The 17,983-nt window shown below is 40.3% G+C and carries 16 protein-coding genes, 1 tRNA gene and 1 pseudogene; 6 read left to right on the forward strand and 12 right to left on the reverse strand.

Annotated elements, in window-relative coordinates; all coding sequences use genetic code 11:
* Nucleotides 1-200: 200 nt before the first annotated feature.
* Both dusA and glpD read right to left on the reverse strand, forming a co-directional pair.
* Nucleotides 201-1,181 carry a tRNA dihydrouridine(20/20a) synthase DusA gene (dusA, locus tag BN200_RS06910; RefSeq protein ID WP_034989293.1) on the reverse strand — a complete coding sequence of 327 codons (981 nt, stop codon included), beginning with the start codon at nucleotides 1,179-1,181 and terminating at the stop codon, nucleotides 201-203.
* Nucleotides 1,182-1,547: 366 nt separating this feature from the next.
* Nucleotides 1,548-3,086: a glycerol-3-phosphate dehydrogenase gene (glpD, locus tag BN200_RS06915; protein ID WP_019221817.1), complete on the reverse strand. Its 1,539-nt coding sequence runs from the start codon at nucleotides 3,084-3,086 to the stop codon at nucleotides 1,548-1,550.
* Between the two features lie 336 nt (nucleotides 3,087-3,422).
* On the opposite strand from glpD, the gene BN200_RS06920 reads away from it, so the two are divergent.
* The 4 genes from BN200_RS06920 to BN200_RS06935 all read left to right on the forward strand — a co-directional run bounded on the left by BN200_RS06920 (nucleotide 3,423) and on the right by BN200_RS06935 (nucleotide 6,684).
* Nucleotides 3,423-4,280, forward strand: coding sequence for a DsbA family protein (locus BN200_RS06920; protein ID WP_019221818.1), 858 nt, complete (start codon nucleotides 3,423-3,425; stop codon nucleotides 4,278-4,280).
* Between the two features lie 234 nt (nucleotides 4,281-4,514).
* Nucleotides 4,515-5,021 (forward strand): acetyl-CoA carboxylase biotin carboxyl carrier protein, encoded by a 507-nt coding sequence (gene accB / locus BN200_RS06925; RefSeq protein WP_034989295.1) that lies wholly within the window; start codon nucleotides 4,515-4,517, stop codon nucleotides 5,019-5,021.
* A 14-nt stretch (nucleotides 5,022-5,035) separates the two neighbouring features.
* Entirely contained in the window at nucleotides 5,036-6,394 is a 1,359-nt protein-coding gene (gene accC / locus BN200_RS06930) for an acetyl-CoA carboxylase biotin carboxylase subunit (RefSeq protein ID WP_019221820.1), read from the forward strand.
* Nucleotides 6,395-6,608: 214 nt separating this feature from the next.
* Nucleotides 6,609-6,684: transfer RNA gene (locus BN200_RS06935), tRNA-Thr, on the forward strand.
* A 90-nt stretch (nucleotides 6,685-6,774) separates the two neighbouring features.
* On the opposite strand, the gene BN200_RS06940 is transcribed toward BN200_RS06935, so the two are convergent.
* Nucleotides 6,775-7,149, reverse strand: a complete 375-nt coding sequence (locus BN200_RS06940; protein WP_019221821.1) for a helix-turn-helix domain-containing protein — start codon at nucleotides 7,147-7,149, stop codon at nucleotides 6,775-6,777.
* Nucleotides 7,150-7,351: 202 nt separating this feature from the next.
* Here BN200_RS06940 and BN200_RS06945 point away from each other — a divergent pair, with 202 nt between their 5' ends.
* Both BN200_RS06945 and BN200_RS09750 read left to right on the forward strand, forming a co-directional pair.
* Complete coding sequence (locus BN200_RS06945) at nucleotides 7,352-7,609, forward strand: type II toxin-antitoxin system RelB/DinJ family antitoxin (protein WP_019221822.1); 258 nt, start codon at nucleotides 7,352-7,354, stop codon at nucleotides 7,607-7,609.
* A gap of 1 nt (nucleotide 7,610) precedes the next feature.
* A pseudogene (locus BN200_RS09750) lies at nucleotides 7,611-7,883 on the forward strand (type II toxin-antitoxin system YafQ family toxin).
* A 16-nt stretch (nucleotides 7,884-7,899) separates the two neighbouring features.
* Here BN200_RS09750 and BN200_RS06950 read toward each other — a convergent pair.
* The 9 genes from BN200_RS06950 to BN200_RS06995 form a co-directional block, all read right to left on the reverse strand.
* Complete coding sequence (locus tag BN200_RS06950) at nucleotides 7,900-8,130, reverse strand: hypothetical protein (RefSeq protein WP_019221823.1); 231 nt, start codon at nucleotides 8,128-8,130, stop codon at nucleotides 7,900-7,902.
* 116 nt (nucleotides 8,131-8,246) lie between these two features.
* Entirely contained in the window at nucleotides 8,247-8,474 is a 228-nt protein-coding gene (locus BN200_RS06955; protein WP_019221824.1) for a hypothetical protein, read from the reverse strand.
* On the reverse strand, nucleotides 8,471-9,133 hold the full coding sequence (locus BN200_RS06960; protein WP_019221825.1) for a lysozyme: 663 nt from the start codon (nucleotides 9,131-9,133) through the stop codon (nucleotides 8,471-8,473). Before BN200_RS06960 ends, BN200_RS06955 begins: the two co-directional genes overlap by 4 nt.
* A 71-nt stretch (nucleotides 9,134-9,204) precedes the next feature.
* Nucleotides 9,205-9,534 (reverse strand): hypothetical protein, encoded by a 330-nt coding sequence (locus tag BN200_RS06965; RefSeq protein WP_019221826.1) that lies wholly within the window; start codon nucleotides 9,532-9,534, stop codon nucleotides 9,205-9,207.
* The gene (locus BN200_RS06970; RefSeq protein WP_019221827.1) at nucleotides 9,506-10,792 is read right to left on the reverse strand and encodes a phage major tropism determinant; all 1,287 of its coding nucleotides are present in this window, start codon (nucleotides 10,790-10,792) and stop codon (nucleotides 9,506-9,508) included. The genes BN200_RS06965 and BN200_RS06970 overlap by 29 nt, the downstream gene beginning before the upstream one ends.
* Before the next feature lie 419 nt (nucleotides 10,793-11,211).
* Nucleotides 11,212-11,466: a hypothetical protein gene (locus tag BN200_RS09760; RefSeq protein WP_019221829.1), complete on the reverse strand. Its 255-nt coding sequence runs from the start codon at nucleotides 11,464-11,466 to the stop codon at nucleotides 11,212-11,214.
* Nucleotides 11,454-11,813, reverse strand: a complete 360-nt coding sequence (locus BN200_RS06985) for a hypothetical protein (RefSeq protein WP_019221830.1) — start codon at nucleotides 11,811-11,813, stop codon at nucleotides 11,454-11,456. The genes BN200_RS09760 and BN200_RS06985 overlap by 13 nt, the downstream gene beginning before the upstream one ends.
* 161 nt (nucleotides 11,814-11,974) lie before the next feature.
* Nucleotides 11,975-12,373, reverse strand: coding sequence for a hypothetical protein (locus BN200_RS06990; RefSeq protein ID WP_019221831.1), 399 nt, complete (start codon nucleotides 12,371-12,373; stop codon nucleotides 11,975-11,977).
* Nucleotides 12,370-17,983: hemagglutinin repeat-containing protein (locus BN200_RS06995; RefSeq protein ID WP_019221832.1), on the reverse strand; the 5,614-nt coding region annotated here is incomplete at its 5' end. The genes BN200_RS06990 and BN200_RS06995, both read right to left, overlap by 4 nt.

Below are 17,983 nucleotides of genomic sequence, written 5' to 3' on the forward strand. Positions count from 1 at the left end.
TGAAAGGCATTTAAAATCGGTAGCTGTATGTATTCATAGGAATAAAAACAATAAAGGGTAAAGTTTTTCTCTTTCCTTTCAGATTGGCATTGGAATCCTCTCCACAATAAAGAAGAAGGACTGAAATTCATAACTCTGGATTATTTTAAAAACTTTAGTAAATTTAATCTTTTATATTTGTTTATCTGATAAAATCGTTGTCAAATGAGAGCAGAAAAAGCCTCTTTCAAAACATCGACACTTGCATCTCTTTCTCTTGCATTATTTGATAATATTCGCCTCCATCGACGTGCGCCATTGCGACCATGAAATAAACCAATCATATGACGTGTTACATGAGAAAGCAGTCCTCCTGACGCGATATGTTGAGCAGCATAATTACACATGGCCTCAATAAGATCACTATCTCTAAGATCACTCTGCTGTTCACCATATATTTCAGAATCAATAGACTTTAAGAAAGCTGGATCATGATAGACTTGTCGCCCAATCATAGCAGCATCACACAGCGTCAAATGCTCTTTTATCTCATCAATTGATTTAATTCCCCCATTTATTCCAATGAATTTATTATGATATTTTCGTTTTAATTTATAAACTCTTTCATAATTAAGTGGAGGAATATCACGGTTTTCCTTTGGACTTAATCCTTTTAACCATGCTTTACGCGCATGTACCCAGAGTGCATCACATCCCGCATTCCAAACTTTATCAGCTAAAAGATCTAAAGCAAATTCTTCATCTTGATCATCCACCCCAATGCGACATTTTACAGTTACAGGGAGTGTAACCGCCCGTTTTATTGCTTCCACAATACTTGCCACAATGTCAGGATATAACATCAAACAAGCACCAAATGTGCCAGATTGAACGCGATTTGATGGACAACCAACATTCAGATTTATCTCATCATAACCAAAATCTTCTGCAATGCGCGCCGCCTCTGCTAATTTTTGTGGATCTGATCCCCCTAATTGCAACGCAATTGGATGTTCTTCATGATTCAAAGCTAAAAGTTTTTCACGAACACCATGGATTACAGCATCGGCTACAATCATTTCTGTATAAAGCAATGCCTTTTTGGTTAAAAGGCGGTAAAAAAATCTGCAATGTCGATCTGTCCATCCCAACATTGGTGCTATTGCAAATTTTATTGATGATGGAGAACTATAAAATATCACAGGAGCACCCCTCGTCTCATTCTTAAGAGTTCCCATTTATACATATCAATATCTGCTTTTCTCTATTTTACAGAAAATTTTATTATCTCTTTGCCATCAATTGAAGGTAGAAAAATACTCTCTCTAATCGTTTTTTTTAACTGATCTAAAACCTTTTTAAAAACAATAAAAAACCTCTCTGAGTGAGATTTTTCCACTCATCTTACCTTTTAAAGGTTATAAAACGTTCTCTAAGAGATTTATATTTTATAAAAATAAATCAAAGTGTTTTATGATCAATATCATCATGCTTTTTCAGAGTTTTTTAATTTAATGCACAAATAAATGTTACAATAAAGCTCAATAAACTCTGTAAAAACTCAATAATCATAAATTTTGTTCACTATCTTTTATTCCTTGCATATAGGCGGCAAGAATATCCACTTCTTCTTTGTTAAACAAAAGTCCAAGTTTTGAACGGCGCCATAACACATCTTCACACGTTTTAGCCCATTCCTTTTCTATGAGCCACTTTACTTCTATTTCATAAAGTCCATGCCCAAAATTCTTTCCTTTATCTGCTTTCCCATTTGCAAATATCATCAACGCTTCGCAACCATAAGATCTTGCGAGTCTGCGATATGTAAAAGCATCTAAATCTGGAACTAAAAGAGCAATCTTATTTTCAATTGTATCGAGCTTATTATATGGAAAATCACCTCCAGGAAGCGTTGCGTTAGCTGTCCACGGTTTTCCTCTTTTACCAAGCGCTTTTTCAACAAATTTCATCGCATCTTCAGCTAATTTGCGATAAGTTGTAATCTTACCGCCATAAAGATTAAGAATGCGCGGCGTATTTTCTGTACCCACTTCTTTTAAAACATAATCACGTGTGATTTCTTGTGCTTTTGAAGCTCCATCGTCATAGAGTGGACGCACACCAGAGTAAGTCCAGACAATGCTCTCACGCAATATTGGTTGGATAAAATATTCACTCGCTGCTGTGCAGATATAGTCAATCTCTGTATCAGTAATATCAACATCAGCAGGGTCTCCCTGATAATCACAATCAGTTGTTCCAAGCAATGTAAATTCTTCCTGATACGGAATGGCGAACAAAATACGCCCATCCCCGTTTTGAAAAATATAAGCACGATCATGAGCATAAAGCTTGGGAACTAGAATATGAGATCCTCTGACGAGTCTTACTGGTGAATTCTCTTTAAAGTCTAATACATTTGACAAAATATGATTAATCCAAGGACCTGTCATATTTGCAACGTAAGAAGCCGTGATGCAAGACTCTTTACCGCTTAATTTATCTCGAAGAACTATAAGCCATTTTTTCTCTTCTCTCTTTAACTTTAAAGAGAGAACTTCTGTCCGTACTTTTATATCGGCCCCCTGCTTTTGTGCATCACGAGCATTTGCAATCACTAAACGAGCATCATCTACCCTTGCATCAGAATATTCAAAACCTTTATGATATTGTTCCTTAAGTACAGAGCAAAAATTCTTTGAAAAATTAACCGTTTTACTCCGCCATAATTTCTGATTCCAGTTACCTAAATAATCATAAATGAAAAGCCCAAAACGCAACATCCAAGCAGGGCGTAATTTTTTATGATAAGGAAGAAGAAAACGCAAAGGACGCACAATATGCGGAGCTATACGCCAAATGATCTCGCGTTCTTTCAGTGCTTCACGAACAAGTCTGAATTCATAATGTTCAAGATAACGAAGACCGCCATGAACAAGCTTTGTCGATGCACTTGAAGTCCCAGACGCAAGATCGTTCATTTCGGCTAATCCCACTCTAAAACCCCGTCCCGCCGCATCTCTTGCTAAGCCACAGCCGTTTATCCCTCCACCAATAATAAAAAGGTCATAATGCGCTGTGGTTTCCATAATTTCACTTTTCATCATTCAATTTAATTTGTTCCCCTTTGCTCAATAAAATAACAGAAAAAAGTCAATACAAATGCTCTCAATCGAATTGTTAATCTACTTTGTTCCACAGTCAATATGCAAAAATACCCCTGATATCATCAGATGATAAAAACAACATTTGATAGAAAAATCTTTAGCGTCTCAAAATATCATCATCGCAAAGCGCGCATTATATATAAGACCTCCTTACAGAAAAAAATTCTGTCTTCTCTAAGAGTAATGAGATTCCCATTGTAGTTAAATGCTTTGTTGCACAGAGGCAATATTTTTCATATAGTTTGGATAATTTCACAAAAATATGAAGCCATAGAGATGACCTTTCAACCTCAATATCTAAAAACAAAGCTCACTACAAAATTTTCAATGACATTTATTGTGAGTATTTTGCTATGTTCACTTTCTCTCTCAAACGCAAAATCAAGCGAAAAAACATTAGAAAGTCTTAAAACAAAACTTCTGGAAGATTCTACCTTTTTATCTAAACTTAGAGAAAAAATTACACCACCTATTGATAATCACGATATTCAAAAAATTGTAAGAGATTATCTCCTCACTCATCCAGAAATTATGATTGAAATGCAGCTTATTCTTCAGGAAAAGCTAGAAGAGCAGAGTGCGCAGGATGCTAAAAAACAAGCTTCAGTTATCAAATCATTGAAAAAGGAAATTTTTCAATCCCCCCATGATGCTGTTTTAGGAAATCCAAACGGTAAAAGAGTACTGGTTGATTTCTTTGATTACAATTGTGGATATTGTAAAATTTCCTATCCATATATAGAAAACTTAATAAAAGAATATCCAGACCTACGGGTTATTATCAAAGATTTACCAGTTTTAGGATCTGATTCTATGGCAGCACATGTTGTTGCCTATGCTTTTCGGAAACAATTTCCAGAGAAATATCCTCAGTTTTATAAAGAGCTTTTAACACATCGGAATCGTGCAAATGAAATTAAAGCTATAAAAATAGCAATTTCACTAGGAGCAGATGAAAAAAAATTGCGTGATGCAATAAAAGATACTCGCATAAAAAATGCTTTTAAAAAAAATATTCAAATTGCCACTACACTGAATATTATGGGAACACCTTCTTATATCATCGGTAATAAATTACTCATCGGAGCTGTGAGTGAAGAAACTCTCAAAGAAGCCATAGAAAATATGCAGTGAACGTTCTTTCTTTACTTCATTATCTTTTAAAATACCCTAAGTTAAATGATTTTATGCTTTCTCTTTTTTGACAACAAGCTTATAAGTGCAATTTTGCATAGTAAACACTAATTGAAAATTACAAAAATATAGTTTTTATAGAATCCTCAAAAAAGGTCATCCGTAGTCTAGAGATATTCAGTCATAAAGAATTAAATAATGACGATCTTCATTGATCAAGGAGTTAGAAATAAAATGGCAACAAAAAAAACGGATGCGGCAAAACAAACCGCAATTGATACGAACATTATCCGCGATCTTGCTGAAATTTTGAATGACACAAATTTAACCAATATTGAACTTGAACAAGGCGGACTTCGTATTTGTGTATCACGTCAAAACATCTCAGCCGTTCCCGAACAAACAATCTATGCTCCTGTTTCTACACCTACTATTTCTGTAGCTTCTCCAAAAGCCCCAACAATTGAAAAACCAGAAGATGAGGCGCCTAAATCAGAAGACAAATCAAAAAACTCGGTGACATCTCCAATGGTTGGTACAGCCTATCTTGCACCTTCACCAGGTGCACAACCTTTCGTAGAGATAGGGCAAAATGTTTCTGAAGGACAAACTTTACTTATCATTGAAGCAATGAAAACGATGAATCAAATTCCGTCACCACGTTCAGGTACGGTGACTACTATTTTTGTTAAAGATGGCCAACCCGTTGAGTTTGGTGAACCGCTTATTGTTGTTGAATAAGGTGAGAAATAGCTATGATTCGAAAAATCCTCATTGCGAATCGGGGAGAAATTGCTCTTCGCGTTTTGCGCGCTTGTAAAGAGCTTGGAATAAAAACTGTAGCCGTTCACTCAACTGCTGACGCTGATGCAATGCATGTTCGTCTTGCTGACGAAAGTGTTTGTATTGGACCTCCTCCAGTTCGCGATTCCTATTTAAATATTCAACAAATTATCGCTGCCTGTGAGATCACAAGTGCTGATGCTGTTCACCCAGGTTATGGTTTTCTTTCTGAGAATGCAAAATTTGCAGATGTTCTGGAAGCCCATAAGATTACATTCATCGGCCCAACGGCTGCGCATATTCGCATTATGGGAGACAAAATTGAAGCAAAGAAAACTGCTAAAAAACTTGGAATTCCTATAGTCCCTGGTTCAGAGGGAGCAATCACTGAAGAAGAAGAAGCTTTGCGTATTGCTCATGAAATTGGTTATCCCGTTATTATTAAAGCTTCTGCCGGCGGTGGCGGACGCGGTATGAAAGTGGTCCGTTCTGAACAAGAGTTTGCTATAGCTCTTGAAACAACCCGCTCAGAAGCAGCAGCAGCTTTTGGTGATGATGCCGTTTATATTGAAAAATATTTAGAAAAGCCACGCCATATTGAAATTCAAGTTATAGGTGATGGAGCTGGGAATGCCATTCATTTAGGAGAACGCGATTGTTCATTGCAACGGCGTCATCAAAAAATATGGGAAGAGGCAACTTCACCTGCACTTAATGAAACTGAACGGAAGAAAATTGGTGATATTGTTGCAAATGCCTGTGCACAACTAGGATATCGTGGAGCGGGTACCATTGAGTTTCTTTATGAAAATGGTGAATTTTATTTTATTGAGATGAATACGCGTTTACAAGTTGAGCATCCTGTAACTGAAGCGATTACTGGCATAGATTTAGTCCATGAACAAATTCATATTGCATCGGGTTGTAGACTTTCAGTTGCACAAGAGGATATCTGCTTTTCTGGTCATGCTATTGAATGCCGTATTAATGCGGAAGATCCTATTAGCTTTACACCATCACCAGGAATCATTACACATTTTCATACACCAGGAGGTTTAGGAATACGTGTTGATTCAGGTGCTTATTCAGGTTACCGCATTCCTCCTTATTACGATAGTATGATTGGAAAACTGATTGTTCATGGACGTACCCGTTTAGAATGCATGATGCGTTTACGGCGTGCATTAGATGAGTTTGTCATTGATGGAATCAAAACTACATTACCTCTCTTTCGCGATCTCATTAACAATCAAGATATTGCAGAGGGTAATTACAATATTCACTGGCTAGAGAAATATCTTTCTAATCAATTGTCCTCTTCAGATTCGTGATGCAATCATAAAATGCGGAGTTTTCATCAGCTCTTTTATGAAGACTCAATACGGAAATGATATACTAGTATATAATGCTGCTATAAATGATAGTAAGAAAATAAAGAAGCGATTATTTTATAATTTATGATATAAGCTCTTTAAAAATATGTACGAAAACTAATAATTTTCTATTTTCCTTTTTATAAGTTTGTGCTAACCCTTGTGTGGTTATGCCCTTATAGCTCAGTTGGTAGAGCACCTGATTTGTAATCAGGGGGTCGGGAGTTCGAGTCTCTCTGGGGGCACCATATGCTTTTATATTACAAATAAGTTATTGATTTATAATATTTTTTTTAAGGGTGAGGGGAACTGAAATAAAGGTTAGGGAATAGGATTTTCTAACATTCCTCTACAAGGTATGCTTCGCACAATGTTTCTAATGTTTGTTTGAAGTCTGCTAAAGCCTCTTGGTGTAACCCGTCTAAAAGTCTCATAAATGCAACAACAGTTTCCTGTTGCAACTGAGTAGAGGGGTTGATTGTGAAACTCTTACGACACATATTGGCTTCTTTTCTTAACAGAGAAGCCATATCTCGATCTAAATCATAAAGCTCTATGATCTTTTCTTCCATACCAACCGGTACAGATTTCTTGCCAATCTCAACAGAAGATAAAAAGGCTATAGACACACCTAATTTCTTAGACATATCTAAGAGGCGCTCTGAGTGATCAATGCGAAGTTTGCGTAAAATTTTTCCAAAAGGTGTAACCATCCCAAAAGTCCTGTTAGAGAACAAATATTTCTTGTGATTCTAGCAAATATTTTTGAGATTTCCTCAATTATTACAAATCAAGACTTCTTTTCGAGGTATTTTTTTGCTGTACCAGATGACCAGATGGTCTCTAATTTTAGAAATTGACTTGAAGCTATAATGTGGCTACAATGTAATAGAGATTAATACATTGGAGGACATTATGAAAGCTGATTCTGTTGTTCGTGCTCGCATTCCTACTGAAATGAAAAAACAAGCAATGATCACCTTGGAACGTATGGGGTTAAGCGCATCAGATCTTATCCGCATAACATTCTTGCGTGTAGCTGAAGAAGGTTGTTTGCCTTTTGATATTAAAGTACCTAATCGTATCACACGCAAAGCTATAAAGGAAGTAGATGAGGGTAAAGGTAAGATATTTAAAGACGCTGATGCCTTATTTAAGGACTTAGGAATCTAATATGCTGATTCCTGTTCGTTCAGGACAATTCAAACGTGACGTGCGCAAGGCGGAAAAATGCGGTAAGAATATGAAGAAACTGCGTACATTATTAAGCTTGCTGATCGAGGGAAGGTCATTGCCAAGACATTATTGCGCTCACCCACTAAAAGGTGATTAGGCGGGTTGTCATGATAGTCATATTGAACCAGATTGGTTGCTAATTTATCGGATTGAAGGTGACAAATTACATCTTATTCGGACAGGGACACATTCTGACCTGTTTAAGCACTAATATAACTAAAAAAATTCTAACTTTTTGTTAGCCACCTTTTCAAATGTGTGAGAATGTTATCCAGCGCCTCCATAAGGCGGGCAAGATCAATGACAAGTAAAAAGAGAAAAAATACTATCCACTTCATAATGCGTGACATCATTTTCAAACCTTGGTAAGCAGTGATCATCTCATGAAGTAACTGTTGTTCTCTCCCTGTAAGCTCTTGCTCTTTATTACTTCGCTTTCTTGTCATGTCTCCAACCACATACCTGTGCTCCTTGTTGATTATGTTTCAAAATATCTCTTGCTAGGTTAGGACTGATGACTTCAATATCTTGCTTATCCAAATAAATGGGCAACCAACCAACACAAGAAACAGACCTATTTGTCGCGCATCCAACGAGAAAGAGAAGAGCGCACACCACTATCACTTTTTTGATTAACTTCATTTTCAACCTCAAGCCGTGTTATGGCGGTCTTTAAAGCATACTCTGTTTGCTTGTGCTGTTCGGATTTCTTACCAAGGTGAAAAGCTTTGGCTAAAGCTATAAAAAAAACGGCTAAAGCCGTCATCACAAGAGACAGATGTCTTTTCAACCAAAAAATCACAAACGCTGCTCCTTAAACCGTTTGAACACAATCACAATGCCCGTACAGGCGGCTAAAACCATAAGACCAGCAAACGCCCATTGAACAGGACCATTGCCAACTAAGAACCCCCCAAGACCAGAGCAAGAACCTATAACCGGTGCTATTGCTTCTATTTTGAGAAGACCCGTTGTATTTTTTGTTTCTACTCTTTGAGTGTTAGAGGATACATAAGACCCTTTTGCCCATAACCCCGCCTCTGCTGCTCTACGATTGACAAGACCTTTGAGAGCTTTCCCTCCTACCTTATTCCATTTCTGTAATTCCACTGGTACGGATTCATAATCTCCTTGATTAAGCTTTTTTAACAAGGTCGATTTGCAAAAGGCTTTCGTTCCTACATTATAACAAAACGACACTAATGCCGCGAATTGTGCATCCGTTAAGCAAACCTTCACCGATTGTTCTACCGCTTTCTCATATTGTTTTAAGTCTTCACAAAGAATTGCTTCCGCTTGCTCTTTCGTAACATACATCCCTTTCTTGACAATCGGTGGACCCGCTTCACTGGTATGACCATAACCTATGGTCCAAATACCCCCTATATCTCTATAAGCCTCTAACCGTAACCCTTCCCATTGTTTAATCAGGGCTAGACCTTCTTGCGATATCCTTCTCATCTGATCCTCCATAAAAAAAGCCTCACAAAAGTGAGGCTGCCTAAAAAATGATGTCTGTTTTGATAACGGCTTTAGTCCTTATTGTCTTTAATCAATCGCTCTACTTCTTCAATACTAAAGCCAAGACCAAATATCGGCGCATATTCGCTTTCCCGTAATTCATATTGATAGCGCTTTTCGACAAAATCTTTATCAAAATCAACCGGTATTTCCTTAGACACAAAAACCATATGCTTGTCATCCTCCACCCCCTCTTCATCCTCTCCAAGCTCTTTGATCGCAACCCAATAAAAACGCGTCGCTAAAAGACCCTCTAACCTCCTTACCGTTTCAGCCTTATCAAAAGCAAGCATGTTCAGATAATCTTGTTTGCTATTTAAATGCTCCGGATAATTTTTCATCTTTTTCTCCTAAACAAAACGGACGCGGTTTACTCCGTCCACGCGCCCCTACAACCTCATTCTTAGAAACTCGAGAATAGATAGCCTGTCGATAATAGGAACCACTCCGCCCATCGTGTGACCAGCTTCCTCCTCCAACCAAAACATTAATATCAGTCTTTAACTGCTGCCTTGCTCCTATAAAAAACAAAGCTTGTCGGGGAAAAGTTGCCCCTAAAAATTGCCAAAGATAACCGCACCCATCCTCACAACCAATATGCGAAATCATACGACGATTGGCCGTATCCACATGACCACCAGAATGTCTCAACAAAGGTACCTTCTTTCCCTCTATACTGGTCTTTTCGTTACTCCCATACATCGCAAAAGCAAATTCCTCATCACTGAGTAAAGACTTCCTAACACGCTGCATATCTGAAACATGCTCGATATAAGAACGATTTGTGGTGATAGGAACAGCATAAGCAGAACGGGTATATTCGCCCGTTCCAGATTGGAGATAAATATCTACCCAAATATCTTGTGACGGGTCATAAACCATTCCTTCAGGAGAACTATGCGAGCGGTGATTGAGACACCAAACAGAGTTGGGCAAAATAGTTCCAGCTCTATACCCTGACAAGCGATGACCAGAAATCGTTCCAACATCCGCACAAAGCGTATGAAACCCTCCTATCTTTTTTGAATTCTGCACTGTGTAACCATTCGGATAGGTCGCGTTTTCTGATAAAACAATTTTGTAAGACTCATTCTGATCAGGTACCAAATAAAGATAATAATCTTTACCAGGGGAAAGAGAGGACGAAATGTTGATGACTTTATCTGCCTTATAAGTGAAAGTTAAGATACCATTTTGTAGCGGAAAAGGTATATGTGTTCCTTTCTTCAACGTGAGCTGTTTTGCCCCTGTCGCAACAAGAAAGGGGGGGGATAATGAAAGAGAGGTTAAATGAGAATTTTGAAGTAAATCGTTTATTTCTTTTGCTAGTGCTTTTGCCTGAAAAGATTCTGTCTGAGCTACAGTTGCTGTACTCTTCGCAGAATTAGCTGTTGTTGTTGCTAAAGAAGTCTTGATACCACTAAGCTCTTGCCTTATCGTATTTAAAGACTGTTTTGTTTGTTCAGAAAGGCTTTTCGCACTCTCTGCTGTCGACTTCGCAGTATTGGCTAGTTGCTTGGCTTTATTTGCTTCATCCTTGGCTTGATACTCTAAGGTTTGCGCACTTCCTGCTGTTCTCTTGGCTTCTTCGGCTGCCATCTTTGCTATTCTGCTATAGTCTTTGCGTTATTAGCTTCTTGCTTGGCTTTGCCTGCTTCATCTTTGGCTTCATAACCTAACGACCACTTGCGCTGCTTGCCTCTCAATACGCGTCGCCTGTTCTGCTGCTACCTTTGCTTCATTGGCTATTCGGCTTGCCGCTGCTGTATCCTGCTGTGCCTGTTCTGCCTTCCCTGTTGCCGTTTGCGCTGCACTTTTAGCCGCTTCTGCTGTCGTCTTCGCCTCATCCCCTGTTCGTTTGGCTATATTGGCTGTAGAGCCCCCGTTTCCGCAACACTTTTCGCTTCATCCACTACTTGTCTGATCTCATTGACTGAGGTCATCCGCTCCAGAGGCAAGTTTCTTCGCCTCTGTAGAGGCGGTAAGAGCTGTTCCTGATGACTGTTTTGCTTGCTCCGCTAATCTCTTGGCTTCTTCTGAAACACTCTTGCTTTTTGATCCTTCGCATTTTGAACCGCATAAACAGCCGCCTCTTCTGGTGGAGTAAAGATGCCATTAAAGGACACATGAACCTTGCCATCAGAACCTTCTTGCAAATGCTGCTTTTCTTCTTCCAGATTTAATGAAATGGAAGGAATAATCCCGCACAGGCATGCGAACACATGGCTGTGGGGATTGTACTCTCCATCAACAGCAACACTTAAGGTTGGCATTCAAGTGCATTTTTATGTCTTTTACAATAAGGGCTCTTTAAGCGTCTCTCAACACTGCGCTGAAGCATGACAGCACCAGGACGACATATGGGAAGGTTGTCTGATTTATGGTTCTCACACCATTCTTGTATTGTAAAGCTAGGACGAAAACCTGATTGCCCCATACAAATTTCAATACTAGCAAATTGATTCAAATCTAGCGCCACAACCTTATCAAGGTCCGGTACTCCACATTCTAAGAGTATTTTCTGTCTCCATAATGTTGGAGAAAGTGAAGAAATTTGGTTAACACATCCAGTGACACTTAACAAAGCTATACAACTCAATAGTTTTAAAGTTTTCTTCATTTTTCCCCTCTTTCAATGGATTTATTTGCGATTAGAAGGCTCTAAAGCCTGTTGATATTTTTCCGATATTTAGGACTGAGTTGAAATGGTTGCTTGAGGGAACAATCCCGCACAGGCATGCGAACACATGGCTGTGGGGGGATTGCTTTCATCACAAATATTTAAGGTTTGCATTCAGGTTGTTCTGGATGTTTTTTACAAAACGGGCTGTTTAAGCGCCTCTTGACACTTCTCTGGGGAATGACAGCACCAGGACGACAAATCGGAAGGTTTTCTTCTTTAAATGTATAACACCAGTTACCTCTCCCTTTATAATGGAATCCTGATTGGATCATACAAGCATGAACTGTTGCTTGCTCATTAATGCTCTGCTCTCTACTTTCTGAATCTTCATCATAAGGGGTTGGCATGCCACATTCTAACAAAGCTTTTCCTACCTCAGTAAAATCTGCTCCTGGCTTCTCCCACATGTATATATACCCCGGAGAAGGCTTAAAAAAATTACATCCTGCTATCATAAACAAAACAAGCACACTCAATAATTTTAAGATGTATTTCATTTCTTGCCCCCTGATTTAATTGAATGAATTTGTATACGATGAGATGAGCCATAGAACGATGTACACTCACGACTTGCATGACCATAGCAAGCATGGACAGTAGGATAAGTCTTAAATATTCTCCATGCCTCGTTCCAGGGACCACTGCCAGAAGGTATCTGGTAAAAAGTAGCCGGATTTTTGCCAAACTTTACACCAACAAAGTCATATGCGTGGTTTTCCAAGCCGACAGTGGTTTGCTTGCCATCACTTAAATAATCGAGCGTATTTGCCATCGATTGAGCGTTATAAGCTGGACCAAAAAGATTGATACTCGTATTGCCTGCTATACCGTGAATGCCACGCTGTTCAAAATCATGCATTCCGTTACCTACTGTCATACTACCACGGCTGTGCCCATCAATATGTAATCCTGTATTGCCATAAAGATACATTGTATTCTGAAACTTCTTGGTCGAATTGGTCAATCCAAAGAAAAATTTACCTTCAAAAAACTTCTGAAAAACCCCTATACCTGCCTCTACTTCCCAGTCTTTAGATTGGGGAAAATATGTAAAATAAAGATGATCATGATCGTTGTCAGCAAATTGGACAGCATAACGCGCGGCATCATCGGATGAATTAAAAATGCCATTGTAAAACATATGAACCTTGCCATCAGAGCCTTTTTGTAAATGCTCCTCTTCCTCTGATTTTAAATAGCGATATAGAGGTATTTTTCTTCCATAGCTATCTTTTATATAGTTTCCATTTTTATCTGTTGCATAAATGACATTGCCATTTTCATCATGCGCAATCTCTCCGGTGGGATGTTCTTTGACATTTGTGATTTGATGAATTTTATCCCTGTATCCCAATCCTTCATCGGATAAATCATTGATCATGTCTAAGCGATTATGCACGGCTGCCTCAAGCGGTGTGGCATCTATCGGAGCTACAGCCTGGTGGGCTGCTGCGGTGTTGCGGTTGATGGAAGCAATGATTTGTCCAGCATCTTGCCCCATTGCTCTCTGGTTGAAAGCGCCGGTTAGGATGATGGTGCCATCGCTGATGGCAGATTTGGTTTCCCCTTCTGCACTATCCTTGGCTTTGCCATGGTTTAAAACATTCTTGGTAATGTTTTTTACCGTGTCATTCCCAGAAAGACTAAAACCTTTGCTGCTGGCTTGCGCATGAGCGCTGTTGGTGATATCACTGGTGCTGATAGTTGCTGTGGTCAGTTTGTTTTTGTCTGCCGGTGCAGTGCTGGCAATAAGCCCCCCCGTGAGCGTGGTTGCTCCTGCAACAGTGATATCAAAGCCGCCATCACCGGTTTTAACACCTGATTGCTCCACAATACTGTGATAATCACTAGAGGATTTATCCTTTTGAAAAGAGGCGTTCATGGAACCTCCTCCACTGGTTGTTCCAACACCAAAACCAACAGAAACAGAATTTTGCTTGCTGGAGCTTTTTCCCGTATCACTGAGGCTGGTAATAGTGAAATCGCCACCAACACCCATCTCTACACCGTTTCCAGAAAACACTGCGCCTGCTAGGGTAGTGTTTTTCCCACTGTTGGTTTGAATAGTACCCGTGCCTATAATATGGCTGTTCTTGTGATGTACTTCCTCACTAGAACCTTCCCCTTGACTAAAGGCAGAACTGCCTGTTGCCCCTGCACCGCCTGTGCCATAACCGGTGCCAACACTCATGGAAGTATTTTCACTGTTGTTTTGTGTGCTTTGCGTATTTTGTGCACTTTCAAGATTGATGTCTTGTCCTGCACTCAAGGTAATATTCCCGCTCTGTTCATCATTGATCAGAGGGTTTGTGCCAGCGGTAATATCACTACCAACTCCATGGATATCTCCTTTGTGAGCGTTTATGTTGACAGCATGTCCTGCTTTTATTGTCGTCGTTATCGCATTGGAGCCTTGAGAAGAGGCTTCTACTTTCTCGCTCTTAAAGCCCACGCTCACACTGCCAGATGCACCAGTGATATCAGCAAGAGCATCCTTGGTGGAACCTCCCAACCTTCCTAATGTGCTGCTTAGTCCTTTGCTTAGGTTTCCCTTTTCCCCTGTGTTGCCACCCAACCAATCAACAAAATTCCTGCCTGTATTAAAGAGGTGATTGATTTTGAGGCCGGTTAGTATAGCGTTACCAACTTTACCGTTTCCATCTTTATTATTCATGCGGTCTGCTGAATCTTTTATGCCTTGTACTGTGCCAAGGGCACCAATATCAACAGTGGTCGTCACACCGGCAAAAAACTTTTCATGTTTTTCTTGTGTATTAGCGGTATCATGGCTTTCCGATAGTGTGATATTGTTGCCCGCATCAATATTGACATCACGATCTGCCGAAACATTTGTTGCTTGTAAATTCACATCATTGCCGGCATTAATCTGCACATCATTGCCTGCGTGGAAATTGGACTGAACATTGGTTTTTTCCCATTGATCACCCGTATCTTTAGCGCCCGCAACCCCAACACCAATAGAGGCACCACTTTTGCTTTTTTCAAACTGAAAGCCAAAGCCTGTGCGCTCTTCTTTTGTGCTTGTGCTATGACTATTCTGACCAGGTGAAGCGTTCACATCATGGGCTGCTGAAACATTAATATTTTCCTCTGCGCTAAAGTCAGAGCCCACAATATCCACATCTTCTTTTGTAGCGGTGATGGTAATATTTTTTCCATTGAGCGAAGAGCCTTGATGTTCAAAACTTTCCTCATTTTCTGTCTTTCCCTCACTGCCATAGATTGAGACAAAGCCCTTGCCTGAGCCCACACCAAAACCCGTTTCATGGGTTTCTGAATAGCTCTTATGATGGTCTGTTATGCCATTCATTGTCACACTTTCCCCGCTCACATGGATGTCTTGATCTGCAATCACATGAGAAGCCGTAATCGTGGCATCTTTTTTTGCTTGCAAATCAATATTGCCCGTCGCCCCAAGAACGGAGGAAACCGTTGTGGTATGGGATTGAGATGTATTGGAAGATTTATCATGCAAAAAACCACTTTCTGAAGATTGTTGTTGCTGATCGTACTTCTCTTGCGCACCTTTGATGAGAATATTTCCCCCAGAGTGAATAGAAATATCCGCTTGTTTCTGATCGGGTGTTTCCCCTATCTTGCCGGCTGTGAGCGTCGAAGCAACAATTTCCGTGTTGTTTGCCGATTCAAGGGCAACGCCTTTGCCTCCTGCTATCGTTGAACCTACCACTTCTGTTGCATCAATCTTGTTATGCTCGGATTTGCTGCTGCTGAACATCCCACCCTCTTTATGGTAGGACATCTCATAATGTAAACTATTTTCCGCATTGTTAATCAGAACATCGTGGCTGGCTTTCAGCCCCACCTTACCATCAGCCGTAACGGAACTGCCCGTGATGGTGAGATCATGCGCTTTGCCATCTTGCCCCGCAATAGCCGTAATATCGCCCCCAGCATTGATCGAAGAGCCAACAGCAACAGAGGCTTGCATATCCACTTTCGTGTTTTTATTCTGAAAATGATACTCCATCTCATCGGATTTGCTCTCTATCGTGATCTCCCCTTGAGCACCAAGAGCAACATTGCCCTTTGCATCTATACTGGACGCAGAAACATGGATATCTTTTCCAGACATAACCGTGGTATCTTTGCCAGAACTTAAATGAGAGCCATTGTGTACAGCAACATGAGAGGTTTGATCCCTGCGATGACTATTGGCACTGTTGCGTGTAGCATCAATCGAAACATTGTCTTTTGCTTGTAGGAAAAGATTATCCTGTGCTTGAACTTCAGAGCCTAAAATATTCAGATCTTTTCCAGAAAGAAGTGTTGTGGAGCCCCCAGAATGAACTTCTGATTGTTGATGCATGGAGGCATTGCCCTGCGCATTATGATGCTTGGTTTTGGCAGCACCGATCGTCAAATTGCCCTGCTCTGTGGCCATAGCAAGATCACCCCCTGTGGTGATCTTTACCCCTGATGCCGTGATATCTTGCTTAGCAAGAACTGTCGCATTGCCCCCGGAAGACAAGGCATTGGTGTTTAAAACAGTCTCCACACCATCAACCCTTGTGCGCCCTGCCTCCAAACGAATAGTGTTCTGTGCAAGCAAAACAGCATCATTTCCGGCGGCAAAATGCCCCCCTTTACCCAAAATATCATCACTGTGCACAGATAAATTATGAGTAGCGCTTATCCGCCCTGAATTCACCAGATCTTTGCTGGTCATATTGACATCATCGCCCATCATCAAAGCCCCAGCAGAAACAAAGGAAGCTCTGTCTTTTTCAGGGATGTACAGCACCGGTGCATAAACATCCATGCCCTTACCCTGTTGGCGTACATAAATCACTATCGGCGCTTCTAAGCTTGCCAATTGTTCTTCACTTAAAGGCTCACCAAAGAGGAGATTGTGGGCTTTGGCATAATCTGCCCCTACATCCAGTAGGCTTTTGACTTGCTCGATCGAATCTTTTCCCGGAATAAACGACCCTTTACCCAAACCTTGGCCCACAAGATCACGCATTTGTTTTTCAATCAGTTGCTTTTCAAAATAAGCATCCCCTAAGAAAAAAATCTCTCGATCTGGCTGATAACCAATTCTGTTTAAATAATAGACTGAACCATAAAATTTGCCCACATCAAGGAAATCTGCTCTGGTTTCATAAATGAAATTCTGTTGAGGCAAAGTGCCCCCCACACCACCCGATTGGGGCTTTGGTAAAGGGAGCCCCTCAGAAGGTTCCCCTGCACCATTGAACTCCACTTTTGGTGTAAACAAAGCACCTGCCCCGGTCAAACCACTCAGTGCCTCCAGCGGATTACCTCCAGCCGCTTTGGCTTCAAAATGGGCTTCCCCCGTAATGGAACCTTTTGCAGCTGTATTGTTAACTGTCTTAACCACCAAATTTAAAGTGCCAGCCGCTTGCACAAGGCCAGAAACTGTATCAGTTACTTCTGAACTGATATGACGAATACTCCCATTGGCAATATCTAGATGACTATTGCGGCTGCCATCAGCGTTATAGGCATAACAGTAACTATCTGTATTTGCCTGACAACCAAGATAAGTGTTTTTATACGTGGTCGCCCCCAAATTGGTCAGCACATTCGCATGAATATCCGCATTGCCCTCCGCTCTCATGATGCTGTAATGATTCTCAATGTCATCAGCGTTAATGATCAGATTACCGTGAGATTGAATTATCCCCTGAGCCGCTGGCTTATGCGAAAACCCTTGCGTGACAGTTTCCTCTGTCATGTGTGACCAGTTACTATTCCCGAACCATCCTCCCCACTTATCACCATTCCATTGATAGCGATGTACAGACAATTCCTTCTTTATAGACTTATGTTTCCAAGTAAAAGCCTTATAGACTGTTCCATCTTTCAATGTTGCCGTGCCATAGGTTCCTTCTTTACTATTCCAAAGTGGAATATCTAAGTAAAGTTCTACGTGCCCTTTACCTACTGATTTATCTTCTTGATATTCGTGCCCCTTTCCCCAAAGATTAGGATCCTCCTGATATAACATCCCATCACTGAGCCGATCAGCCCCCTCTGGTTTTTGAAATAAAATATCCCTATATTCCGTTTTTTCCGTGATGACTGGTGCACTATCGGCTTGG

The organism is Bartonella senegalensis OS02, from assembly GCF_000312545.1.
Taxonomy (GTDB): domain Bacteria; phylum Pseudomonadota; class Alphaproteobacteria; order Rhizobiales; family Rhizobiaceae; genus Bartonella; species Bartonella senegalensis.